Raw genomic sequence first — 25,422 nt, forward strand, 5'->3', positions numbered from 1 at the left:
TAATTTATTGACAAAGTTAGAAATAAATGATTGAAAATTCTTTAAATAAAGCATAGAATGAAGTCAGAAGAAAAGTACTTAATAAAATAAATAAGGAGGGTATATGAATAGGATAAATGGCAGGAAATTAATCGTAGTAGTTCTAGTAGTAGCACTAATGCTTACTTCTATGACTGCTGTATTCGCAGCTGATTCAGCTACACTAGCAAATGCGGATAAAGCTGTAACATTAAAAGATCTTGGTCTCTATTCAGGTCAAGATGCTAATGATCCTAAGGTAGGGCTAGGAAATGCATTGACTACACAGGATTCATTAATATTTTTAGCAAAGTTATTTGGATACTATGATACTGCTAGTGCATTATCAGCTGACCAAGTAGCTGAAGCTTTAGCTAAGTTTGATGATGCTGCTAGTATATCAAATTATGCTAAGAACGTAGTTGCTTATTCAGCAACAAATAGTATTATAAGTGGTTCAACTCAGAATGATAAATACTTTATTGGAGCTAAGGATACTGTTACAGCTGCTAGATTTGCTACATTCATGCTTAACCAAATGGGTTATACTGTTCCAGACTATAAGCTTTCAGTTGCTAAGCTTGCAGAAACTAAAGGAAGCAAGGTTGATGCAACTTTAACTGGTGACTTAACTAGAGATGCTGCAATAGGAGTTGTATATGGTACTCTTACTGCTGAAAAAGCTAGTGGAAAAACAGTTATCGCTGATATCGTTGGTGACAATGCTGACTTAAAAACTAAAGCTGAAAAAGCAGGTTTATTAATAGCTCAACCATCTCAGACCAACGATTCAAAAAGTGATTCAAGTGACAGTGATTCAAGTGGCAGTAATTCAAGTGGTAGTGATTCAAATGGCAGTGATTCAGAAAATGTTCTTATGGAAAAAGCTCAATTAATAGCTAAGAATCAAATTAGGGTTGTATTCAATAAGGAGATGGGAAGTATTAGTGTGAGCGATATAGTATTAACTAACTTAACCACTCCAAGTTCAATTAATATTGTAGATAGTGGAAAAACCACTATTCATGCGGATGGAAAAACAGAAGTGGATTTGTTTCTAGATAAAGATTTAGCTACTGATGTAACAGATGAGGCAGGAGCTAGGATTGGTATTACTACTATTGCTGCTCCATCTTCAGTGTCAGTAAGTGGTAGTAAGTTGGCATCTGATTACAAGATACAGCTTGATGATAAGATAGCTCCTGAAATTGTTAAGTGGGATCATGATAATGATGTATCAACTCCTGATATTGCTAAGGTTATAGGTAGTACAGATCTTACTTGTCTTCTAGATTATGGCAATGAGAATGTACCACAAGATATTACCGGTAGTATTACAATTTTTTACTCAGAAGCTATTAAGCAATCAAATCTTACAGTAGATACATTCAACGCACCTGGTTTCACAATAACTGATATAACAACTTCAGCTGAATCTAAGGCTGTCTTTCTTACAGTTAGAGCTAACGCTAATAATAGCGTTACTGAGACTATTACTGTAACACAAGTTTTAACAATATATGATGCAGCTGATAATGCATTTGCTGGGGGTGCAACATGGGAAGTTATGTGTGAGGACAAACCAGTAACCTACTAAAAAACGAAGGCTTTCGGATCAGTTTGAAGACTTATGATTGAAGATGTTGGGGCAAATCGAAGTGTTGGGAAATACATTAGTAATTAGATTACTGGATAAAAGAAGGTTAGAATGTAAGCTATAATGATAGGCCAATTGGGGAATCGGATATCCTTAGTTGGCCTATTTTTTTGTACCAAAGATAATTCTAACTTATGTGTTGCAGTAAAATAAATCGAAAGATAAGGAAAAATGTGTACATATTATACTGAATATTATAAAATATAAGAATGATAAGATAGGTTAGGTAAATACTGATGAAGAAAATAGAGTTTTATGGTGATATTAATGAAGAGTTAGGGGTAGTAATGGCATTTTCTAAACTTCATGAAAGTCTAGGGTTTAGTAAATTGGTTCCATCATCTGCAAGAGGCTTTGATATTGCTTCTATTGATTATAACGGTGTAGATGTAACAGTTGAGTTTGAATATGTTTCAAGTAATTTTATACTTCATGGGCATCCTTCTAATATGGAGCAAGACAGAAAATATGTAGTGGTTTGTTAGGAAGATGATTGTGGAATAGTAACGACTCTAAAAGAGGATTATGATGTAGAATTATATAGCATTATTGAACTTCGAAAATACATATCAATTAACCAAAATATAGTGGATGAAAATCAAGAGAAACCATTATATGTAATCCTTTCTTACAACCTAAGTATGCAGATTATAAGGATTTTGGAGAGTGGGCATTTAGTAATTGCAGAACACCAACGGATTCTGTTGTACCTAAGTTTGCGAAGGATAGTCTATTACTGAATCAAAAATACTATTTTATCAAAATGGCTATATCATTGGTGGCTGCACTGTTGTACGTTATGAAGCTATTGATCCACCTCAAACTAAAAAAGACTGGGCTTTATATAAGAAACTATTTGATTATCCTATTTCACTTTATACAATGACTATTGAAGAATATAAAGCTGATTTTAGCAGGGGGCATATCTTCTATAATGATTTTTTTGATATTAGAGATTCAAAGATAAAACTAGGTCATTATATTGATAAGAAGATGTCTAGACAAGGGAAAATGAATATTAGCAGAGATGAGTATTTTAAAGTTTAATTTATAAATAAAAGGGGACTAGCTATTATGAAATATGAAATAAAGTATAAAAAGAAAGAAAATATTGAGTTTGAATCTTTGAGAATTATTTTTAATGGCATAAGTTTTAGGATAAACAAATGTGATCTAGATACAGAATCTTACGATGTAATAGAGTATTTACCTGGAATTTATATTAAGATATATGAAAAATATCCTGAGTTTATACTTTCTGAAATTTATAACAAGATATCAACATGTGATACTTTAATTAAAAAGACAATTTTATTAATTAAATTTATTAGATATAGAAGATTAATTGAGAAAATGCAAGAAACTACTATACTATTAGAAGTAAAAAATATGAGGGATGATGTAGTTATTTTTGAAAATAGAAAATTACTATTTGAGAACAAAAAACCTTATCAGGATCCTATTAATGAAAAGTATATGAGTACTACAAATGATATTTCGCAAGGATATGATAAGTTTGAATATGTAGATACTTCGAAGATAATGTATCCGATTCAATCTGGAGGCTGGGGTAATAGGTGTATAATGAAACAAATTTTTGGAGATTTGAATTTGTTTCATACTTACAATGATACATATAAATTTTTCGAAGAGAATGAAATGCACTATACGATAAGTCAAATTAAATATCTCAAAAATGTTTGTTCTAGAACAGGTCTATGCAAAACATTATTAGAAAAATTTACAACTAATACATATATTTCATCACCGGAAAATAATTGGAGCGATGATATAACTTTAAAAGAAAAAAATGGAGTATATAAAATTTTAAATGGGAATCATAGAGTATGTTGTGCAAAAATATTTGAAATACCTTATGTGAAGGCTAGAGTTTATAAACAACCTACTTGTGAAAAAATAGAAGAACATTCACTAGATGATATGAAAGATAACTATCAACCTATAACAGTACGAAGACCATTAAATCTTTGCTTAACACAAGATTATTATAATATATTACTAAAACTAGGGATAAATAGAAACCACGCTTCTGAGATATTGGAAAAAGGGTTAAGAGGTAAAGCTTTAATAGATTATATCGAGAAAACAACTGGGAAAAACTTGTTGGATTTGTATAGAGAAGTTAATAAGAAATAAGTGGATATATAATTTTGTAAACGAAACATAAATATAAAAAAGTAATATTGAGGTAAAATGTATGTGTAAAAGGTGCAACGCCATATTTGAGTGTAATATAAAGATTAGGAAGTTCTATGATTATATTAAAGAAAAACTGGATAGACAAAATAAAACACTAAAAATTTTTGAAGATTCAACTTTGTCTAGTTTTTGTGGAGAAACTATAGAGGAAAAGAAAGAAAATTTAGATAGTTATTAATAGTAATTTATCCGATGAAAAGTTCAAAGCTGTATTAATTCATGAATTAGGGGAAGCAGATTATATAGCTAATAAATTGCCACGATTAGTGTTTGATGAAGATGAGGAAATAATGTGGAAGTTATATGAAACTTTTACTCATTATCATATTAATAGAGTTGTTGGTGTAATGAATTTAGAAGATGATATAGCTGCAATTAGAACTAATCCTAATAAAATTAGTTTTCTAGATGAGTCTTGGAAAAACCTTATTCTTGCTATATTTATTAGAGCCACATGGATAGGAAATAATAATCTAGAATCCACTAGCATATATAGAGAATTATTTTGCAATATAGAGAATATATTTAGTATTTTGGGAAGATACAACACTGCAGATATTCTTGAAAGTGAAATAGTGAATTTGGAAGATGGCTATAGGGAGGTACTTGAAATAATTAATAAATTAGGTTGTACTGAAAAAGTAACAATTAAAAGTCGCCTAGAAAATTAAAATATAATTTGATAGTGATTGACGGGAATAGTTTTACTAAAATGGTTCAGAATATAGATGGTAGATAGTTACCCCTAGGTTAAGAGAACTTTTTAACGCCAAATAGTTTTCTCAATTTGTCCAAAGGCACGTTGAGACAGTAGTAGAGCTATTTAATTAGTAAAATTTAAATAACAAAGGTATTGATACCTCCAAATAAATTGAAAAGTAGAACTCCTCTTTCGAAAAAAGTATAATTTGCAGATAATGACAAATACTAGAAGCAAATAGAATTGAGGAGGCTACTTATGAGATGTAAGAAAGTTTTGATAGGACTTGTCATTGTGATGCAATTATTTTCTTCTTGTCTTGCCCAAGCGGCTGAGGCTAAAAAAGCGACCACCATAGGAGCAACGGCAAGAAGTTATGTTTTAATGGAAGAAGAAAGCGGTAAGATCTTACTTGAGAAAGAGAAGGATACACCTTTCCCACCAGCTAGTATTACAAAGATTATGACTCTTCTTTTGATTCAAGATGCTATTGCAGCAGGTAAAATTACTTGGGAGGACAAGGTATCCGTGAGTGAACATGCTGCCCATATGGGAGGTTCTCAAGTTTATATGGAACCTGGTGAAGAACAAACTGTACGTGATTTAGTGAAGTGTATTTGTATTGCTTCAGCTAATGATGCAGCAGTGGCTATGGCAGAGTATATTGCAGGCAGTGAAGAACAATTTGTGGAAATGATGAATGAACGTGCCAAGGGATTAGGGATGCATCATACGGTATTTAAAAATGCTTGTGGCCTTCATACAGAAGGACATGTGTCTACGGCAGAGGATATTGCCCTTATGTCCCGTGAACTTATGCAGAAATATCCAGAGCTTTCAAAGACACTAACCATTTGGATGGATAGTATTGTACACCATACAAGACGTGGTGATTCTGAATTTGGTCTATCTAATACGAACAAAATGATTAAATGGTATAAAGGGATAACAGGACTTAAAACAGGTTATACACCTGAAGCTAAACACTGTGTAAGTGCTACAGCTACCCGTGATGACATGCATCTTATTGCTGTTGTTATGGGCGCACAAGATGGGAAAATTCGTTTTCAAGAGGCAGCTCAGCTTCTCGACTATGGTTTTGCCAATTATAAAGTAAAGACAGGGCCTAAAATGGGAACTGTTGTAGGTAAAGTAGAGGTAAAAAAAGGAGATAAAGAATTTTTAGAGGTAACACCTGAAGAGACGAAAGCTCTTGTAGTACCTAAACAAAATGATAAAGAAGAACTAACCTACACCCTAGAATACAAGAAGGGACTTTGTGCCCCTATTGCTAAAGGTGAACAAGTAGGAACGATTATTTATTCTTTAGGTGGTAATGAAGTAGGAAGAGAACCTGTTGTAGCTACTTATGATGTAGCAAAAGCTAAGTTAAGTGATATGTTACCTTATATGTTAAAACGTTATTTTAACTTATCTCATTAAAACAATCAAATAGGGTAAGTAAAATGGGAGTAGGGAAAGATTCCTCAATAATCATTTTTCTTTTTTATGAATTAAAAGGAGAAATTTGAGAAAAGAGAAGATTTTTGGCTTACTCCTTTTTTATGCTCTTTTAATTTAAGGGAAATATGTGGTAAACTTAGAGGGAGTATAAAAAAGTAGGGGGATAAAAGTGTGGCAATAACTTTTAAATTGCAGGATTTTGAAGGGCCATTGGATTTATTATTGTATTTGATAGAGAAAAATAAGATGAATATTTATGACATTGAGATTGCTTCAATTACGGATCAATATATGGCTTATTTGGAAGATACATCTAAGGTAGAGCTTGAGCAATTAAGTGAATTTATTGTAATGGCATCGACCTTACTTGTAATTAAATCACGTATGCTTCTTCCTAAAGAACCACAACTACTTGAATCAGAAGAAGACCCACGTGAAGAATTAGTGCGTAAACTCTTAGAATATAAAAAAGTAAAATATGTTTCGGAGCAGCTTAAAGAACATCAGGAAGATTCAGATACCTATTGTTTTCGTAATCAGATAGCTAAGATGGAAGTACCGGAGGTAGAAATACCTTACAATGTTCTTTTAGAGGATGTGAGTCTTAAGGGTCTTTATGATACCTTTGAGATGCTAATGCGTCAGAAGGATTTAGAGCTTCAAGAGAAAGAAGAAAGAAAAATCGACTATACTCTTCTTAAGAGAGATGTTTATACAATTGAACAAAAGGGCCAGTATATTCTTAATTTAATTACCCTTAAAAAGAAGATAACCTTCTTTGAGATTTGTTCACGTCAAATGCCTAAAATAGAACTTATTGTTACATTTATGGCACTTTTGGAGCTAGTGCATAAAAAACAGATTCAGATTGAACAGAATCAGCCATTAGGTGATATTCAGATAACAGGAGGTATGTGTGATGCAGAAAACGGAGATTGAGAGTGCCGTTGAAGCTTTACTTTTTTATTCAGGAGATAGTATTAGTTGTAATCGGTTGTGTGAACTCTGTGATGTAGAAGCTATAACGATTCATATGGCTGTTCATAAACTCAATGCATTCTACAATGAGACATACAGTGGAATTGAAATTATTGAGGTAGAAGATGGTTATCAAATGTGTACAGCGCCACGTCATATGGCGCTTATTCAACGTTTTAAACAAAAACCAGTCAAAAATTTATTAACACAGGCACTGATTGAAACATTAGCGATTGTAGCCTATTCTCAACCTATTACCCGTACACAAATTGAAGATGTACGGGGTGTTCGTTGTGAGCATACTATCAGTAAATTGATGGAGTATGGACTCATCGAGGAGGTTGGACGTTTGAATGTGATTGGGCGTCCTATTCTTTTTGGAACAACAACAGAGTTTCTAAGGCACTTTGGTTTTAAAAATCTAGAAGAGCTGCCTCAAATTAAAGAAGAGCTGTTAGAGAAGTTCAAAGAAGAAGTGCAGCTAGAGATGAATTATTATGAAGATCACATTAAAGAGGAAGGACCAACTTCTTTTTAAGTCGTGTATAAAAAGGGTATAAATGTGAGATGATTTTAGGGTAAGTAAATGGTAAGCTAGTGCTTACTTTAAAAGGAGATATACCTATGAAAACATTTCCAATTAGTTTGATACTTCTAACAACACTTTTAACCTCTCAGTTTACTATGGCTTACCCCACACCACCAGTGGTGAAAGCTAAGGGAGCTGTCCTTATTGAACAAGAGAGTAAGCGTATTCTTTATGGTAAGGAAGCACAATCACCTCTTCCTATGGCCAGTACAACAAAGGTTATGACGTGTATTATTGCTTTAGAAAAAGGAAAGCTGGATGATATTGTGACCATTTCTTCTAAAGCAGCTAGTGCACCTGAGGTAAAGCTACATTTACGCACAGGAGAGAAACAACGTTTAGGGGATCTACTCTATTCTTTGATGTTAGAGTCCCACAATGATACAGCTGTAGCTATTGCAGAGCATATTGGTGGTAGTGTAGAAGGCTTTTGTGAGATGATGACGCAAAAGGCTTATGAACTAGGTGCTACTTCTACTAGCTTTCAAACACCTAATGGGCTAGATGGACCTAAACATTATACAACTCCTTATGACTTAGCTATTATTGGTGCATATGCTCTTAACAATCCTGAATTTGTTAAAATCATAACTACGGAAAATATAGTTATTCCTACTGTAAAAGTAGAAGGTAGTAGATCCCATAGCTTACAAAATAAAAACCGTTTTTTGTATAGTTATCCAGATGCCAATGGAATGAAAACTGGTTTTACCAATAAAGCAGGTCATTGTTTTATTGGGTCAGCTAAAAGAGGAGATATGCAGCTTATTGGTGTTGCTTTGGCCTCAGGTTGGGGAAATAAAGGCAAAACTCAAAAATATCAAGACGTTATAAACTTAATGAATTATGGCTTTAAAAACTATGAAAAGGTAAAAGTTTTAGAACCAATCAAAGATTATGACCAAGTAAATGTAAAAAAAGGCGTGGTTAAAAAAGTATCGCTAGAGTGTACAGAAGAAGTGACATTACCTTTGCTTCAAGAAGAAAAAAAACAACTGACTATTAAAAAAGTAGTTCCTACAGAGTTAGTAGCTCCTATTGAAAAAGGTCAGATCGTAGGTGAGGTAGAGATTCGCTGTAATGATGTTTTATTAGCAAAGAGAGATTTAAAAACTCAGGAAGCTGTTCGTAAAGCTACAGTAGTCGATTATATAAAAGGATTTTTCATAAAAAATAGATAAGAAAACAAAGAAGAAATTGAGGAGGAGCACATGAGATTACAAAAATATTTAGCCCAATGTGGGGTAGCTTCGCGTCGTAAGTGTGAAGCTTATATTTTAGAGGGGCGTATCACCATTAATGGGCAGGTGGTAACAGAGTTAGGCACACAAGTGAAAGTGGGTGATTTGGTAACGTGTGATAATAGATTAGTAAGCGATGAACAAAAGTATGTCTATTATTTACTCAATAAACCAATGGGATATGTGACCACGGTACAAGATGAAAAGGGACGTCCGACAGTAATGGATATTATGGCAGAAGTAAAGGAACGTATCTTTCCAGTAGGGCGATTGGATTATAATACATCCGGTCTTTTAGTTATGACCAATGATGGTGAGCTGACTTATGCACTTACTCATCCTAAACATGAGGTAGATAAAACCTATAAAGTTCGTGTGTTAGGTGCAGTAAGTGAGAAGAATATTGAGCGTCTTCAAATAGGTGTCATGATTGATGGCAAAGTAACAGCGCCCGCTAAGGTGAAGGTACTTAATCGGAGCAAGGAATGTACAGAAATGACACTTACCATTCATGAAGGACGTAATCGTCAAGTACGTAAAATGTGTGAATGTATTGGTCATCCTGTAAGCAAACTCACTCGTATTGCTATAGGTGAAATTACACTTGATAAATTACCCCGTGGTAAATACCGTCCACTGACATTAGATGAGATTGCTTATTTAAGACGAGTAGGTGGTTTAGATGCTGAGTAAGATAATGACAGACAATGCACATTTTTTAATTCAAGAAGCCATCAAAGAAAGAGAGCCGGCTAGTCTAATAGCTATAGATGCTACCATGGGAAATGGAATGGATCTTTGCTTTTTAGCACAGTGTCCTAATATAGGAAGGGTTATTGGCTTTGATATTCAAAGTCAAGCAGTTGCAGCCAGTTACGAAAAGGTTAAGGCTTTTGGCTCCAAGGTAGAACTTATTTTAAATACCCATGCTGAGCTTCTTCATTATGTGCAAGAAGTGGATGTTGTTATGTTTAATTTAGGGTATTTACCTCATGGAAGTAAGAACTGTACAACACAAAAGGAGAGCAGCTTAAAGGCAATTCAAGCAGCTTTGAAATGCTTAAACCCACAGGGGATTATGACAATTATAACGTACCCTGGTCATGAAGAGGGGAAAAGGGAACATGAAGCTATTCAAGAGTACCTATCCACCAAGCTTCCAGCTCAGTTCTTGGTACTTCAAATGATTTCCTGCAATGTAAAAGGGCAGTGCCCTGTACTTTTTATGATACGGCATCAAAGTTAAGCAAGTGGATTTATTTGTTAAAGAGCCTTTTCTAAAGGATTAGAAAAGACTCTTTTTTTACGTTAGTATAGCTAAAGCCATTAGTAACTAAAAATTTTTTAATAAATGAAATAAAGTAAAAACAAAAAATAATATTTTAACAATATAAGAAATATCTAACAAAGACTCCTATAATTTTGATATACTAGCAAAAACTTACATATATATACAAAATAATAAAAATAAAATTTATAATTTAATATTTTTTAATAAAAATTATTAATTTATATTGAATATTGCCCTATAGTCTAGTAGAATGTAAGTGGCGATTTTTGCACTTTGCTTTAAATAATTTTAAATGGAGGGTATCAGATGAGCACAATAGAAAAATTATCTGAATTAGAATCTCGCAGAGCTGCTATTGAAAAAAGTAGTAATGGAGATGCTAAAAAATCAGCTCTTGCTAAAGGAAAATTAACTGCAAGAGACAGGATTACGAACTTACTTGATGAAAACAGCTTTGTGGAAATGGGAACCTTTGTAAAAAGTAGAAGTTTGGCATTCAACATGGACAGTCAAGATACACCTTGTGATGGTGTAGTATCAGGTTATGGAACAGTAAACGGTAGCCCTGTTTATGTTTATAGTCAAGATGCGAGCGTATTAGGTGGTGCATTAGGCGAAATGCATGCTAAAAAAATTGTAAATGTCTATGATAAAGCCATGAAAATGGGTGTTCCTGTTGTTGGCTTTTTAGATACAGTAGGTCTTCGTTTACAAGAGACAGTAGATGCTTTAGAGGGCTATGGTGCTATTTTTACAAAAATGACACAAGCTTCAGGTGTGATTCCTCAGCTAGCTGTTATAGCAGGAGATTGTGCAGGTGGAGCTGCATTTATTGCTGGGCTTTCTGATTTTGTTTTTATGAGTTCTAAAAATGCCAGAGTATTCCTAAACAGTCCCAATGCAATGGAGGATAAGAAGGCATCTTTTGATACACTTGCAACAGCAAAAGTACATGCAGAAGAAAGTGGACTTGCGAGTTTTATAAGTGATAAAGAAGAAGATTTAATTAAACAAGTAAAAGAATTATTAAGCTACTTACCACTTAACAGTGAAGAAGAAATACCTTTTTATACTGTAACAGATGATATTAATCGCGTAGAAGCAGGGCTTAATAACTTTGATTTTGAAAATGGAAAGGTAGTAGATATCGTAACTGCTATTGTTGATAATGGAAGCTTTCTTGAGTTACAAAAAGATTACAGCCAAAGTGTCTTAACAGCCTTTGCACGTTTCAATGGTGGTACAACAGGTATCATTGCTACAACAGAAGCTCAAGTTGATTACAAAGGTGTTAAAAAAGTAACATCATTTGTTAACCTTTGTGATGCCTATGGAATTCCTGTAGTTACTTTAACGAATATCGAAGGTTTCACCTCAACTGTGGCTACAGAAAATATGGGTATGGTTAAAGAAACCAGTCGTTTAGTGCATGCTTTTGCTAATGCAAGCATACCTAAAGTAAATGTGCTTTTAAATCATGCATTTGGAAGCAGTTACGTAGCCATGAATAGTAAACACATTGGTGCAGACTATGTACTTGCTTGGCCAACAGCACAGGTTTCTACTTTAAATCCAGAAAGTGCTGTACGTATCATGTACGAAAAAGAAATTAAAGAAAGTACAGTAGCTGCTGAGAAGATTGCGGAAAAAGTAGCTGAGTATGAAGCACTTACAAGCAGTAGTTATGCAGTAGCAGCAAAAGGCTATATTGATGATATTATTGAACCAGCAGCAACACGTAAACGTGTAATTGCTGCATTAGAGATTTTAGCAACCAAACAGGTGGATAGCTATAAAAAACACCCAACAGTATAAGGTAGGTGGAAAAAATGAACTTTAGTGATTTTGGTCAAAACGTCAGTAACTTTGTAGAAGGCTTAAATACTTTCTTAATTGGTGTATTTGTTGTATTTGTTACCCTTATTTTGCTTATCTTTATTATGATGCTTATTAGTAAGGCTGTTAATAGTATTGAAAATATAGGTAAGAAAAAGAAAACATCAGAGGCTTTAACAGAGGCTACTTCAGTATCTAGTGTAAGCACTCCAGAACCAACTGTTTTGCAAGATGACCTTGAATTAGTAGCAGTTATTACAGCAGCTATTGCTGCAAGTTTAGGAACTACTTCTGATAAATTACAAGTACGTTCTTTAAGAAAAGTTGAAAGAAAAACACTTTAATCCATAAGAATCATAAAACATGAGGAGGCTATTAAAATGAAAAAATTTCAAGTAACCGTAAATGGTAATGTATATGATGTAGAAGTAGAAGAAGTAGGAGGAAGCTTTACACCAGTAGCACGCACAGAAGTAGCTACGCCAGCTGCTCCAAAGGCAGCGCCTCAAGCGGCACCAGCAGCAGTACCAACAGGTGCAACAAAAGTAGCAGCCCCTATGCCAGGTAAAATTGTAGATATCAAAGTAAGTAGTGGTCAAGCTGTTAAAGAAGGTGATGTAGTAGCTGTACTCGAAGCAATGAAGATGGAAAATGAAGTTGTTGCACCTTGTGCAGGGACAATAGCATCTATTAATACATCAGTAGGAACAATGGTTGAAACAAACGATGTTATTGCAACGATTAACTAGTTCCAACCCATATCAAAATAAGGAGGAACGTATAAAATGAATCTAGGTACTGTCTTTGTAGAATCAATTAAAGAATTTATAAATCAATCTGGACTAGCCCACCTAAATTTAGGTTATGTACTAATGATTGGTGTCGCATGTTTGTTATTGTATTTAGCAATTGTAAAAGGATTTGAGCCGTTATTACTTGTTCCTATTGCATTTGGGATGTTGCTTGTTAACCTTCCAGAAATCGGAATTAAAGCACATGCAACAGGTGTATGGGGTGAAGCAGGCTTCCAACCAGGTGGTTTACTTTATTATTTATCAGCAGGTAAGGACTGGGGGATTTTTCCACCTCTTATTTTCGTTGGAGTAGGGGCGATGACAGACTTTGGTCCACTTATTGCAAATCCCAAAAGTCTTATTTTAGGAGGAGCTGCTCAGTTTGGTATTTTCTTTGCCTTCTTAGGGGCTCTACTTCTAGGGTTTGATCCTTTAGCTGCCGCTTCTATTGGTATTATCGGAGGGGCAGATGGACCAACAGCCATTTATTTAACCTCTAAATTAAAACCAGAGCTTTTAGGGCCTATTGCAGTAGCCGCTTATTCTTATATGGCATTGGTGCCTGTTATCCAGCCACCTATTATGAGAGCATTAACGACAAAAGAGCAACGTATGGTAAAAATGGAGCAATTACGTGCGGTTTCTCGTACAGAAAAAATTGTATTCCCAATTGCTGTTACTATAGTTGTTACTTTAATCTTACCATCAGCAGGTACACTTGTTGGCCTTTTAATGTTTGGAAACCTCTTAAAAGAAGCAGGTTCTACAAGCCGTTTAGCAGAAGTAGCAAGTAATGGTTTAATGTCTGCCATTACGATTATGCTTGGCTTGACAGTAGGAGCGACAACGCAAGCAGATACCTTCTTAACATGGCAAACAATTGGTATCATTATCCTTGGGTTAACGGCTTTTTGTATCGGGACAGCCGGTGGTGTTATTTTTGGGAAAATTATGTACTATACGAGTGGGAAGAAAATTAATCCACTTATTGGAGCAGCAGGTGTGTCCGCCGTGCCTATGGCAGCACGTGTTGCACAAAAGGTTGGACAGCAAGAGTGTCCGACTAACTTCTTGTTGATGCATGCAATGGGACCTAACGTAGCAGGTGTTATTGGTTCGGCTATTGCGGCAGGTATTTTATTATCAATTTATGGACCACTCGTTGGGTAAAAAAGGAGGATACAGGCAATGGCTAATATTAATCCAAAACCAGTTAAAATAATGGATACAACACTTCGTGATGCACATCAATCTTTGATTGCAACACGTATGACAACTGAACAAATCGTTCCTATTGTTTCTAAAATGGATAAAGTAGGTTTTCATGCCTTAGAAGTATGGGGAGGCGCAACATTTGATGCATGTCTTCGTTTCTTAAAAGAAGATCCATGGGAAAGACTTCGTAAAATCAAAGAACAAGCGAAGAACACAAAATTACAAATGCTTTTTAGGGGCCAAAATATATTAGGATATCGTCACTACGCAGACGACGTAGTAGAATATTTTGTGCAAAAAAGTATAGCAAATGGTATTGATATTATTCGTATTTTTGATGCATTAAATGATATGCGTAACTTACAAACAGCTGTTAAAGCTGCTAATAAAGAAAAAGGGCATGCACAAGTAGCTATTTCTTATACCATTAGTGATGTACATACCATTGAATACTATGTAGAGCTTGCAAAACAAATCGAAGAAATGGGAGCTAACTCTATTTGTATCAAAGATATGGCAGGTCTTTTAGTGCCATACCGTGCAGCAGAATTAGTAGGGGCTTTAAAAGAAGCTGTACCAAGCTTACCCATTCAGCTTCATACACATTACACAAGTGGTGTAGCAGCAATGACTTATATGAAAGCTATTGAAGCAGGTTGTGACATTATTGACACAGCCATGTCTCCACTTGCAATGGGTACTTCTCAACCAGCTACAGAAGTATTGGTTGAAACGTTTAAGGGGACACCATACGATACAGGTATTGATACAGAGGCATTAAGTGAAATCACAGAGTATTTTAGACCTCTTCGTCAAGAGGCACTTGATAGTGGTCTTATGAGTACAAAGGTTCTTGAAGTAGATATTAATACGCTACGTTACCAAGTACCAGGTGGTATGCTTTCAAACCTTGTATCACAGCTTAAACAACAAAATGCAGAAGATAAATACTATGAAGTACTAAAAGAGATTCCACGTGTACGTGCAGACTTTGGTTACTTACCACTTGTTACACCTACTAGTCAGATTGTTGGTACACAGGCAGTATTTAATGTACTTGCTGGTGAACGTTATAAGATGATTTCTAAAGAATCAAAAGGTATTGTAAAAGGTGAATATGGACGCACACCTGTACCTATTAAAGAGGATATTGTGAAGAAAATTATCGGTAATGAAGAACGTATTACTTGTAGACCAGCAGACCTTCTTAAACCAGAACTTGCAAAATTAGAGCAAGAAATGGCAATGTACAAAGAGCAAGATGAAGATGTTTTATCTTATGCGCTTTTCCCACAAGTAGCAACAGAATTCTTTAAATACAGAGAAGCTCAAAAAACAAAGGTAGATCCACAAGTAGCAGATACAACCAATAAAGCTTATCCAGTTTAATAAATAAAAGGATAAGATAGACAAAAGACAGTGCTAAATGAGGCACTGTCTTTTGTTTGATTTATTTTGCATAAAGACTTAGATATAGTGTATAATGAGTAGTAGTAAAAAAGATGTCAGTTGGAAAGGGCAATAATATGAGTAAAAATGATTTGATTCATAGAATTCGAAAAAACATGTCGAAACTAAGTAAGGGGCAAAGACTGATTGCTAATTATGTTTTAGAGCACTATGAAAAAGCAGTTTATTTAACAGCCGCACGTCTAGGAACAATTGTAGGGGTAAGTGAGTCGACAGTTGTACGTTTTGCCAATGAGTTAGGCTATGATGGCTACCCTAAATTTCAGGAAGCATTAGAGGAGTTAGTGAAAAATAGACTAACAGCTATGCAGCGCTTAGAGGTAACGACAGACCGTATTGATTTAGATCATGTTCTAAAGGGCGTACTACAAACAGATGAAGAAAAAATTCGATATACCCGTGAACAAATTGATGAGAAGGCTTTTAATGAAGCGGTAAATAAAATTTTAAGCGCAAAGACTATTTATATATTAGGAGTTCGTAGCTGCGCAGGGCTAGCTAATTTTTTAGGATTCTATCTTAATATTATTTTTGATAATGTAAAGGTAGTAAATACAACAAGTATTAGTGAGATGTTTGAGATTATTCATCGCATTAGTGATGAAGATGTCATGATTGGGATTAGCTTCCCACGTTATTCAAAACGTGTTTTAAAAGCACTAGAGTTTGCTCGAGGTCATAAGGCGAGTGTAATAGCTATTACAGATAGTTATATTTCACCTGTGGCTGGTTTTGCAGATTACACTTTAGTTGGGCGTAGCGAAATGATTTCATTTGTGGATTCATTGGTGGCCCCAATGAGTATTATTAATGCCTTGATTGTGGCTATCAGCTTAAGAAAGAAGGATGAAATTTCAAGTAATTTAGATAAACTTGAGAACATTTGGAAGGAATATGAGGTATATGATGATTCATTAAGGGATGTCTTTAACGTACCACTGACAGAGACAACAGAAAAAGTAGATTAAAGGGGGAACATGATGCGTTGTATAAGCATTCGAGGAGCCATTACAGCAAAGGCAAATACGCGTGAGGCGATGCTAGAAGCTACAAGAACATTGGTACAAGCCATTATAGAAGCTAATCAAATAGACAAGAAGCAGATCATCCAGATTCTTTTTACAGCTACAAAAGACTTAGATGCAGTTTATCCTGCAGTAGCTGCACGTGAGTTAGGGATTACAGAAGCAGCTCTTATGTGTATGCAAGAACTTTCTGTAGAAGATTCCCTTTCAATGTGTATCCGTGTAGCTGTTCTTATAGAAAGTGAAGTACTTACACGTAAAACAGTAAAGCATCAGTATTTAGAAGGTGCAAAGGTTTTGAGACCGGATTTAGCCAAAGGAGAGAAAATATGATTTCAATTGCCATAGATGGTCCAGCAGGGGCCGGCAAAAGTACAATTGCTAAGGAATTAGCTAAAAGGCTTGGTTGTATCTATGTGGATACAGGCGCCATGTATCGTGCAGTAGGTCTTTATTGTTTAAGACAGAATATAGATTATAATGAAGAAACGGAAGTAAATGCTGCACTTCCTCATATTAAGCTAGATATAGAGGCAATCAAGGAAGGACAAAAAATTTATTTAAATGGGCAAGATGTAAGTACGGCTATTCGTACGAGTGAAGTAGCTGCTGCTGCTTCCAAGGTAGCTACTTATGGAGAGGTAAGGAAAACGTTAGTCAGTCAACAGCGTCAAATGAAAGAAGAAAAGTCTTTGGTCATGGATGGAAGAGATATTGGGACAGTCGTTATGCCGGATGCGACTCTTAAAATTTTTTTAACAGCTTCTTCCGAGGAACGTGCTAAACGGCGTTATTTAGAGTATAAGCAAAAAGGAATGGTAGTTGATTTACAAACACTTATACAAGAAATAGAAGAAAGAGATTATCAAGATTCTCATCGTAGTATTTCACCTTTAAAGAAGGCTGAAGATGCTAAGGAAGTAGATACAACCTTTAAAACCGTGGATGAGATTGTAACGCATATACTCCATTTACTTGCATAAACTAGAAACAAAAGAGGTGATAAGCGTGGAAATTAGACTTGCAAAAAAAGCTGGCTTCTGTTTTGGTGTGAAACGAGCAGTGGATTTAGCTTTTGAAAGTAAACAAATAGAAGGGACTTATACTTTTGGACCTATTATTCACAACGACCGTGTGATTGCAGAATTAAAAGAGCAAGGTGTAAACCCTATTGATACTCTTGAAGGGCAGGATTTAAAGCGCCTTATTATCCGTTCCCATGGTGTAGCACCTACTGTTTATGAACTAGCTAAAAAGCAAGATATTGACATAGTAGATGCTACATGCCCTTATGTCAAAAAAATTCATAAACTCGTACAGGAGCATTCACAAAAAGGATATGCTATTTTGATTATAGGAGATTGTGACCATCCTGAGATACAAGGAATTAGTGGTTGGGCTACGGCAGGATGTTTTATTGTAAAGGATAAGATGGCATGTGAAATGCAAAACCTTCCTAAAAAAGAGAGAACCTATTTAGTAGTGGCTCAGACAACGTATAAAAAAGAAGTGGTACAAGAAGTGGTTGATTATCTCAAAGAGCAAGGCTATCATTTTAAGTTTATAAATACGATTTGTAATGCCACTAAAGAACGACAAGATGAAGCTGCTCAAATGGCACAAGAGGTGGATGCCATGCTGATTATAGGAAGTAACTTTAGTTCAAATACACATAAGCTATATGAAGTATGTCAAATATATTGTAAAAAGAGCTACTGTATTGCAGAAGCAAGTGAATTAGATAAAAGCCTTTTAGAAGGTTGTGAGCGTATTGGTATTACAGCAGGAGCCTCTACGCCACATTCAGTCATAGAGGAAGTGATTGCAAAACTTAAACAACTTAATGATTAGGGGAGAAAGCGATGAATTATGAAGATTTTAAAAAACAGATACTCCTTTTGACCACTATTGATTTAAATGCCTACAAAGAAAATCAAATGAAAAGGCGCATTGGAGCGATTATTAAAAAGAATCAGTGTGAAGGCTATGAGGATTACTTAAGACTTTTAAAAAACAATAAAACATCTTTACAAGATTTTATTACGTATCTCACAATCAATGTGACAGAGTTCTTTCGTAATCCTTCTCAATGGGATATCTTAGAGAAACAGATTTTTCCACTTTTACTTCAAAAAAAGAGGACGATTAAAATTTGGAGTGCGGCTTGTTCAACAGGTGATGAACCTTATTCATTAGCTATGGTGCTCTCTCAATTTTTACCACTCCATCAAATCAGTATTTTAGCAACAGATTTAGATTTAGAAGTACTAGAAAAAGCTAAGAAAGGTCAATACATAGCACGTAATTTAACGAATATACCTAAGGAATTTAGAGATAAATACATTACTGAAAAAAATGGTCTTTTTACAATAAATGATACATTAAAGCAATGTATTACTTTTAAGCAACATGACCTTTTAAAAGACCCTTATCCTAGCAATATGGATCTTATTGTCTGCCGTAATGTAATGATTTATTTTACGGAGGAAGCTAAAAAAGAAATCTATCTTCATTTCCATAAGGCCATGGCAGAGGATGGTATTTTATTTGTAGGAAGCACAGAACAGATTATTATGTGTCAGGATTATGGTTTAGAGCCTTATAAAATCTTTTTCTATCAAAAAAAAGGTGTAAAACGCTAAAAGTCAATAGAAGTAAAAAAGAGATGGTCGTTGTAGGAATAAGAACGACCATCTCTTTTTATTTTTAAATTTCAATATCATTTTCAGCAAGTGTTTGACGTAAAACTTTAGCCATAATATCATAGCCAAATACGTTAGGATGAAGCCCTTCTATAGTGATAGACTCCTTAACGGTAAGCCCATCTTCCTTCACAAGGGCAGTATGATAATCTACATAAATGAAACCATTTTCTTTAGCCAATTTTTTAATGTTTTGATTGAGTAGTTTTACATACTCTTTTCGTAGTTCTTCTTTATTAGTCCATGCCATATTGGTAGGAAGCACAGAGCAGAGAATAAGATTAGTAGCATTGTCTTTCGCAAGAGCTACAAGTTGTTCTAAATTATTTGTAGCAACATTTAAAATTTCCTGTAATGATTTGCCTTCTAGCTGTTGCCAGTGATCAAATTCTAAATCCCATGCATCATTGATGCCTATTTTCATAATACAATGTTTGGGTTTAAGCTGTACCACATCTGCCATAAAGCGTTTAAGTAAGAACTCTGTGCGGTCTCCACCAATACCTCGATTTAAAATCATTTGATTTGGTTTATTAAAGTAAGCATTTAGTTCCCACATATGAGTAATAGAATCACCGATAAAAACAAAATCTACTGGAATTTGTTTTTGAACAATCACTTGATTTTTACAATCAAATTCATTTCTACGAGAATCGGCAGAAGCATTAACAGAAAACATACCGGGCTTTAAAAAGGGTTGAACACTATAATCCATCATTTATCTGTCTCCTATTTCTTTATATAGAATTAAATTTTAATATTCTATATAATTATAGCATAAGAGAAATTTATTTCTATAAAAACAAATAAAAATAAACTTGTTTAATAAGCAAGGCACCTAGAATAGCATCAGGCGTATACTCTACATAAAAATGTCCTTTTTGATCTTGCCAAAGTGGTAAAGAACACTTTTGGGTAGTACAAAGAGGTAAAAAAGAGGAGGTTTTAGTTAAATAACATGCATCTTTTTTAACCTTTTGCTTCATTTCAGCGGGTATAAATTGCGCAATAGATTTATGGATTAATTGATTTTGGCTAGGAATAAAATAATAGTCTTTTGCTGGGCTTAGATAGTGGTAAAGGAGAAGTGTTTGACACTTAAAGCGTAAGAGTAGTCTGTTTTGGCCACTTTTACCTTCTATATAAAAATAAGGACTATTTATATAGAAAGTGCTAATGAGTTGTTCACGAAGTTCTAAGAAAAGGATAATAAAGTCATCTTGCTTTTCAGTGGAGCTAATCGTTGTTTCTTCTAAATGAGAAAGCAGTTGATAAAGTGCATAAAGAAGTCCTAAACTTAGGAGTTCATCTTTTTGATGATCAAGCAAGAGTTTTAAATAATTTGCTACATGTGTTTTCTCATAAAGTGTATATAACTTCACTAACTCCTTACCTGTCAGTGTACTTTGACGGGTGAAACCTAAAAGTTTTTCTAATTCTTGACGTATAGGACTTATTTTTTTAAGAAGCTTTTTTAAATCTAAAAAACGATAGTTTTCAAGGAGTGTATCCTCTATAGCATGGTAAATAAGACGTGCACGTATAAAAGGCCAATCAAAGCTATTACCATTATAACTATAAAAGGTTTTAAAGGACTTAGCCCATTCTAAAAAAGCAAGAAGTAGCTCTTTTTCTTCACTTTGTTTTTCAGCTACCCATTGACGATAAAGAAGTGTACCCGTAGTTTCCTTATATGTTATACCTAAGCTAATAAGCGTATCCCTCCTACCTATTAAACCTGTTGTCTCAATATCAATAAGTCCTTCCGAGGGGGACATACTAACTAAAGGATAGGGATAAGGCTTTTCAATAAGTAGCATAAAAGCCTCCTTTCTTTCTAGTTTTTGGGAGTTTCATGAAGATTTAGCATCTCACCTAAGCTAGGCTTTAAATGGAGTGCATGACATAAAGTGTTGTAGTTGGCTAAACTCATTTGATCTTGAATAAGGGAAGAGTCTAGAGGAAGAGTAGCGCGAATGAGAATGTTTTTAGGTGTATGTGCCATATCAATAAATTCCAAAACACTAACTGTATAACCTAATGTTTCAAGCAAGGTACTTCTTATGCCATCTGTAAGTAAGGCAGCAATACGTTCCTTTAAAAGACCATACTTAAGTATGGGTTCTAATAGTTTATTTTGAAGCTGCGTATAGGCTTCATGGTGACAGCAAGGTACTGCTAGGATGACCTTTGCCTTCCAACCAATAGCTTTGGCTAAAGCACTATCTGTAGCTGTGTTACATGCATGAAGAGAAACAACCATATCAATGGTTTGGTCTGTTGTATACTGACCTATATCCCCTACTTGGAATTTAAGTCCAATAAAGCCTAGATCCTGTGCGAGCTTTTGACAAAAGGCAATGACATCTGCCTTTAAATCGAGCCCAATAACCTCTACTTCTTTGCCTAAAAGTATATGAAGGTAATGATAAAGAGCAAAGGTAAGGTAGGATTTGCCACAACCAAAGTCGACAATACGTAAAGGCCCTTCTGGAAGGCTCGTTAAAGTATCAGCAACTATTTCTAAATAACGATTAATTTGTTTATACTTATCATATTTAGAAGGTTTAATTTGACCCCCTTGATCCATAAGACCTAAGGCTTTTAGGAAGGGAGCAGAGGAAGGAGTGTCTAAAAGATAATTTTTTTGGCGATTATGAGAAAGAGAAGCAGGTAACTGTTGTGTTGCAGGACCCTTCTTAATGGTTGCTTGTCCTTTTTTATTGATTAAGAAGGTATAATCTGCTTCAGAAGTATAAAGCTGAATTTGCTTAAAGCCTTGTCCCTTTTCTAAAACAAAAGTAGCTACTTCTTCTAAGTCTTTGTTATGATGAAATTCTTTTTTATCTTGAAGAAGGGCAAATTGAACTTTATAGTGATCATTTAAGGTAAGTCCTTTAGCAGTTAATTTTTGAGCACCATCACTTTTTCGAGGATTGCTCCAGATACAACGAATAAAAGTACCTTGTTTGAGGCTTTGTTCTAATAAATTGATAAAACGTGTCATAGTATTCTCTTCTTTCTTAAATGAATATAAAATGGCTTTTTAACTTCTTTTTATCTTACTATGAAAAAATCGAAGATGCAATAAAAGATATGGTATAATAGGTGCAGAAATGAGGTGAGAATAATGTTTAAAGAGGCATTTGAACGCTTGAATAATGAGCAGAAACAGGCAGTAACAACCTTAAATCCCCATCTTTTAGTAGTGGCACCTGCTGGAACAGGAAAAACGAATGTTATTACACTACGTACTGCCTACTTAATGAAACAAGGTGTGGCCCCTGAAAACATATTATGTTTAACTTTTACGAATAAAGCAGCTAAAGAAATGAGGGATAGGATTACAAGGTTGAATCCGCAAGAAATTACAAAGCTTACAGTAAAAACTTTTCACGCCTTTTGCTATACTTTAATCAGCCAAGAAAAAGAACAGTCTCATTTTTCTTTTCCTTGTACCATTTTAGATGAAGTAGACAGTGATGCAGTGCTTCATGACTTGTTAGAAGAAAAAGGATTAAAAGATGAACCTTTTTATTTCCCCGAATTACGAAGTTTTATTGAAAATATAAAACGCTTTAGCCTAGGCTTTGAGAGAGATAAACGCTATACTTATAGTTTTTTAGTAAAAGCTTACTGGGAGGAGCAACGAAAAAATAAAGGGAAAATCTCCTCTTTTTTAAGTCGTTATGGGTTGGAACTTCTCATAGGTTATATACAACGTCTAAAAGAAATTAACTGCGTAGATTTTATGGACTTAGTGGTAGAAGCGCATTATCTATTAGAACAAGAACAGATACAAACGAAATGGCAAGGACGATACCACTATATTCAAGTAGATGAAATGCAAGATACCAGTATAAGAGAATATAACCTCATTAAAAAGTTAGCTCAAAGCAATCACTTAGCTTTGTTTGGTGATTTTAATCAAACAATCTATGAGTGGCGAGGATCTAGTCCAAAATCCATGATTACAGACTTTAAAAAGGATTTTTCACCAGTGCTTTTACATTTAAAAATTAACTATCGTTCTACACAGCTACTTCTACAAGCAGCCAATGACTATATTGCCAGTAGTGCTCTTTATCCCAGTGTATGTTTAACGACTTCAGAAAAGGTAGGAGATAAAATACATGTTGTGGAAGCGGCCACAAAAAGTCAAGAGATTCAGCTTTTAGCTCAGCTTATTCAGAGGGAGCAAGCAGAGGAGGAAGAGCAGGGGAGTTTAGCGATCTTAACCCGTAATAATGAATATGCCAAAAATATTTCTCATTATTTTAACCATGTAGGCATTCCTTGTACGCTTATTGAGGATACTAAATTTTTTCGCAAAAAAGAAATAAAGGATATTCTAGACTTTGTTGCCTATGGAGTGAATGAACGCAATAATCAAGCCCTGTCTAGACTTTGTAAACATCCTTACATGGGGATGGGAGAGTGGCTTTTAAAGCGCCTAGAGCATACAAAAGACTGCTACATGTATCTTCATGACTGGTTCCATACTAGCAGTAAGGATCCTTATATGCCCTTATGGGAAGGTTATAAGCATGATCAGCTAATTGTCCTTGATGTGGAGTCAACTGGACTTGATACAACACATGATGAAATTGTTCAAATTGCCGCCATTTGTTATGGAGAAGGTGGGGTAAAGGAGCAGCTTAATCTATTAGTAAAACCAACACGGCTGGTAGGGAGTTCTTATTATGTGCATGGTTTTTCTGATGAGTTACTGCAGGAAAAAGGTCAGCAACCAGAAGAAGCTTTAAAAGCACTTCTTAAATTGATAGCAGGGAAGGTGGTTATTGGTCATAATGTGAATTATGATCTTCAAATCATTCGAAGTTCCTTAGAACGCTATAAGCTTCCTGACTTAGCTATGAGTGAGGTATATGACACTTTAGATTTAGCCTATAAAGTATACCCAACACTTGAAAATTACAAACTAGAAACACTTTCAAAGTTAATTAAGACAAAATATACACCTAATCACAATGCCCTGTATGATATTTTGGCAACGAGTGAAATCTTAACACATTTACTATTTAAGATTCAAGAAAAAAGAGGAGAGCGATTAGAAGCAATAGAAGCGTACTATCCTTATTTAACAGAATATAAAGAGAAGCTTAATAAGGTCAAGGTCTATCTTTTAAGTCATCCTTTAGCAGATACTTTAGCTTATTTAATGAATGACTGTCAATTTAAAGACTACTATGATGGTTCAGCAGTGAAAGCTCTAAGAGAGCTTTATCGCATTGCAGATGCTATTTATGAAGAAGGGCTTTCCTTAAAAGATAATCATATTCAGTTATTAACCTATGCTTCTCTCCACTATAGTGAATTAGAACAGACAATTTATTTTAAAAATCGTATTCCTATTATAACTATTCATCAAGCAAAGGGACTAGAATTTGATAAAGTTTATGTGGCAGGATGTAATGAACGAACCTTTCCATCAGCAAAAAGTATTCGTGATAATCATTTAGAAGAAGAGCGTAGACTTTTTTATGTAGCCATGACACGTCCAAGGCGAAAACTTACTTTAACCTATCACAATGAAGCACCGCGTAGTTATTTTGTGGATACAATAGCTGAGAAGTACAAAGAATATAAAAGATATAGTCAAATGAATTAAAAAGCTTTATAATAGAAGAGAAGACAACAAGAGACAAATGAGGGAGGATAGCCATGAGCGACGAGAAGGATTTTAAGATTGTCCAAATGCAAAAGCAAAAGAGTATTGCGCTAATTGCCCACGATAATCGCAAACAAGATATTATTGCATGGGTTAAACAAAACAAAGAGAAATTAGGAAAGCACTTTTTGTGTGGAACAGGGACAACAGCCACTTTATTAGCAGCAGAAACAGAACTTCCTATTACAGCTTTTAATAGTGGACCATTAGGAGGAGATCAACAAATTGGTTGTCGTATTGTAGAAGGGAATATTGATTTTATGATTTTCTTTTGGGATCCATTAGCTTCTCAGCCTCATGACCCAGATGTAAAGGCATTACTTCGTATTGCAGCCCTTTATGATATTCCTGTAGCCACTAATCAGTCTACAGCTGACTTTTTAATTTCATCACCACTTATGGACCAAGAATACAATCGTAAAATCATTGACTATGCAAAACGTATTAAATTACGTACAAAAGCTTTTAATGAGAATAGAGAAATGTAGAATATATATAAAAAACTGCCTATTACTAATAGGCATTTTTTT

25 protein-coding genes are annotated in these 25,422 nt (G+C 34.7%); 22 read left to right on the forward strand and 3 right to left on the reverse strand.

Translation table 11 applies throughout. From position 1 onward, the window contains the following. The first annotated feature begins 103 nt into the window (after nucleotides 1–103). The 20 genes from CS063_RS07415 (at nucleotide 104) to CS063_RS07515 (ending at nucleotide 19,140) form a co-directional block, all read left to right on the forward strand. Nucleotides 104–1,615 carry a hypothetical protein gene (locus CS063_RS07415; protein ID WP_099449058.1) on the forward strand — a complete coding sequence of 504 codons (1,512 nt, stop codon included), beginning with the start codon at nucleotides 104–106 and terminating at the stop codon, nucleotides 1,613–1,615. A gap of 296 nt (nucleotides 1,616–1,911) precedes the next feature. Then, nucleotides 1,912–2,160, forward strand: coding sequence for a hypothetical protein (locus CS063_RS07420; protein WP_099449059.1), 249 nt, complete (start codon nucleotides 1,912–1,914; stop codon nucleotides 2,158–2,160). A gap of 589 nt (nucleotides 2,161–2,749) precedes the next feature. After that, a complete protein-coding gene (locus CS063_RS07425) occupies nucleotides 2,750–3,832 on the forward strand; it encodes a hypothetical protein (protein WP_099449060.1) in 1,083 nt (360 codons plus the stop codon). A 353-nt stretch (nucleotides 3,833–4,185) separates the two neighbouring features. Beyond that, nucleotides 4,186–4,566 carry a hypothetical protein gene (locus CS063_RS07435; protein WP_180270722.1) on the forward strand — a complete coding sequence of 127 codons (381 nt, stop codon included), beginning with the start codon at nucleotides 4,186–4,188 and terminating at the stop codon, nucleotides 4,564–4,566. Nucleotides 4,567–4,853: 287 nt separating this feature from the next. Continuing rightward, nucleotides 4,854–6,038: a D-alanyl-D-alanine carboxypeptidase family protein gene (locus tag CS063_RS07440; protein WP_099449063.1), complete on the forward strand. Its 1,185-nt coding sequence runs from the start codon at nucleotides 4,854–4,856 to the stop codon at nucleotides 6,036–6,038. 192 nt (nucleotides 6,039–6,230) lie between these two features. Beyond that, on the forward strand, nucleotides 6,231–6,998 hold the full coding sequence (locus CS063_RS07445) for a segregation and condensation protein A (protein ID WP_099449064.1): 768 nt from the start codon (nucleotides 6,231–6,233) through the stop codon (nucleotides 6,996–6,998). Beyond that, nucleotides 6,979–7,575: an SMC-Scp complex subunit ScpB gene (gene scpB / locus CS063_RS07450; protein ID WP_099449065.1), complete on the forward strand. Its 597-nt coding sequence runs from the start codon at nucleotides 6,979–6,981 to the stop codon at nucleotides 7,573–7,575. The genes CS063_RS07445 and scpB overlap by 20 nt, the downstream gene beginning before the upstream one ends. 86 nt (nucleotides 7,576–7,661) lie before the next feature. Beyond that, nucleotides 7,662–8,807: a D-alanyl-D-alanine carboxypeptidase family protein gene (locus CS063_RS07455; RefSeq protein ID WP_099449066.1), complete on the forward strand. Its 1,146-nt coding sequence runs from the start codon at nucleotides 7,662–7,664 to the stop codon at nucleotides 8,805–8,807. A 30-nt stretch (nucleotides 8,808–8,837) separates the two neighbouring features. Beyond that, nucleotides 8,838–9,560 (forward strand): pseudouridine synthase, encoded by a 723-nt coding sequence (locus CS063_RS07460; protein WP_099449067.1) that lies wholly within the window; start codon nucleotides 8,838–8,840, stop codon nucleotides 9,558–9,560. Next, nucleotides 9,550–10,113: a tRNA (mnm(5)s(2)U34)-methyltransferase gene (locus CS063_RS07465; protein WP_099449068.1), complete on the forward strand. Its 564-nt coding sequence runs from the start codon at nucleotides 9,550–9,552 to the stop codon at nucleotides 10,111–10,113. The genes CS063_RS07460 and CS063_RS07465 overlap by 11 nt, the downstream gene beginning before the upstream one ends. A 351-nt stretch (nucleotides 10,114–10,464) precedes the next feature. Further along, nucleotides 10,465–11,973, forward strand: a complete 1,509-nt coding sequence (locus CS063_RS07470; RefSeq protein ID WP_099449069.1) for an acyl-CoA carboxylase subunit beta — start codon at nucleotides 10,465–10,467, stop codon at nucleotides 11,971–11,973. A gap of 14 nt (nucleotides 11,974–11,987) precedes the next feature. Continuing rightward, nucleotides 11,988–12,338, forward strand: a complete 351-nt coding sequence (locus tag CS063_RS07475) for an OadG family protein (RefSeq protein ID WP_099449070.1) — start codon at nucleotides 11,988–11,990, stop codon at nucleotides 12,336–12,338. Nucleotides 12,339–12,374: 36 nt separating this feature from the next. Next, a complete protein-coding gene (locus CS063_RS07480) occupies nucleotides 12,375–12,743 on the forward strand; it encodes a biotin/lipoyl-containing protein (RefSeq protein WP_099449071.1) in 369 nt (122 codons plus the stop codon). Between the two features lie 36 nt (nucleotides 12,744–12,779). Next, a complete protein-coding gene (locus CS063_RS07485; protein WP_099449072.1) occupies nucleotides 12,780–13,958 on the forward strand; it encodes a sodium ion-translocating decarboxylase subunit beta in 1,179 nt (392 codons plus the stop codon). An 18-nt stretch (nucleotides 13,959–13,976) separates the two neighbouring features. Next, nucleotides 13,977–15,392 carry an oxaloacetate decarboxylase subunit alpha gene (locus CS063_RS07490; RefSeq protein ID WP_099449073.1) on the forward strand — a complete coding sequence of 472 codons (1,416 nt, stop codon included), beginning with the start codon at nucleotides 13,977–13,979 and terminating at the stop codon, nucleotides 15,390–15,392. 113 nt (nucleotides 15,393–15,505) lie between these two features. Further along, nucleotides 15,506–16,441, forward strand: a complete 936-nt coding sequence (locus tag CS063_RS07495; RefSeq protein ID WP_330400995.1) for a MurR/RpiR family transcriptional regulator — start codon at nucleotides 15,506–15,508, stop codon at nucleotides 16,439–16,441. A gap of 12 nt (nucleotides 16,442–16,453) precedes the next feature. Then, a complete protein-coding gene (gene aroH / locus CS063_RS07500) occupies nucleotides 16,454–16,831 on the forward strand; it encodes a chorismate mutase (protein WP_099449074.1) in 378 nt (125 codons plus the stop codon). Further along, entirely contained in the window at nucleotides 16,828–17,481 is a 654-nt protein-coding gene (cmk, locus tag CS063_RS07505) for a (d)CMP kinase (RefSeq protein WP_099449075.1), read from the forward strand. Before aroH ends, cmk begins: the two co-directional genes overlap by 4 nt. Nucleotides 17,482–17,506: 25 nt before the next feature. Continuing rightward, nucleotides 17,507–18,349, forward strand: coding sequence for a 4-hydroxy-3-methylbut-2-enyl diphosphate reductase (gene ispH / locus CS063_RS07510; RefSeq protein ID WP_099449076.1), 843 nt, complete (start codon nucleotides 17,507–17,509; stop codon nucleotides 18,347–18,349). 11 nt (nucleotides 18,350–18,360) lie between these two features. Continuing rightward, nucleotides 18,361–19,140: a CheR family methyltransferase gene (locus CS063_RS07515; RefSeq protein WP_099449077.1), complete on the forward strand. Its 780-nt coding sequence runs from the start codon at nucleotides 18,361–18,363 to the stop codon at nucleotides 19,138–19,140. Between the two features lie 64 nt (nucleotides 19,141–19,204). Here the strand turns inward: CS063_RS07515 and CS063_RS07520 are convergent, their stop codons facing one another. The 3 genes from CS063_RS07520 to CS063_RS07530 all read right to left on the reverse strand — a co-directional run bounded on the left by CS063_RS07520 (nucleotide 19,205) and on the right by CS063_RS07530 (nucleotide 22,207). Further along, nucleotides 19,205–19,918: a GDSL-type esterase/lipase family protein gene (locus CS063_RS07520; RefSeq protein WP_099449078.1), complete on the reverse strand. Its 714-nt coding sequence runs from the start codon at nucleotides 19,916–19,918 to the stop codon at nucleotides 19,205–19,207. Nucleotides 19,919–19,994: 76 nt separating this feature from the next. Continuing rightward, entirely contained in the window at nucleotides 19,995–21,020 is a 1,026-nt protein-coding gene (locus CS063_RS07525; RefSeq protein WP_099449079.1) for a ribonuclease H-like domain-containing protein, read from the reverse strand. Nucleotides 21,021–21,037: 17 nt separating this feature from the next. Next, on the reverse strand, nucleotides 21,038–22,207 hold the full coding sequence (locus tag CS063_RS07530; RefSeq protein WP_099449080.1) for a class I SAM-dependent methyltransferase: 1,170 nt from the start codon (nucleotides 22,205–22,207) through the stop codon (nucleotides 21,038–21,040). Between the two features lie 123 nt (nucleotides 22,208–22,330). On the opposite strand from CS063_RS07530, the gene CS063_RS07535 reads away from it, so the two are divergent. Both CS063_RS07535 and CS063_RS07540 read left to right on the forward strand, forming a co-directional pair. Then, nucleotides 22,331–24,832 carry an ATP-dependent helicase gene (locus CS063_RS07535; protein ID WP_099449081.1) on the forward strand — a complete coding sequence of 834 codons (2,502 nt, stop codon included), beginning with the start codon at nucleotides 22,331–22,333 and terminating at the stop codon, nucleotides 24,830–24,832. A 53-nt stretch (nucleotides 24,833–24,885) separates the two neighbouring features. Beyond that, on the forward strand, nucleotides 24,886–25,380 hold the full coding sequence (locus CS063_RS07540; RefSeq protein WP_099449082.1) for a methylglyoxal synthase: 495 nt from the start codon (nucleotides 24,886–24,888) through the stop codon (nucleotides 25,378–25,380). Nucleotides 25,381–25,422: the final 42 nt, after the last annotated feature.

The sequence above is a fragment of the Sporanaerobium hydrogeniformans genome (assembly GCF_002735925.1).
Taxonomy (GTDB): Bacteria; Bacillota; Clostridia; order Lachnospirales; family Cellulosilyticaceae; genus Sporanaerobium; species Sporanaerobium hydrogeniformans.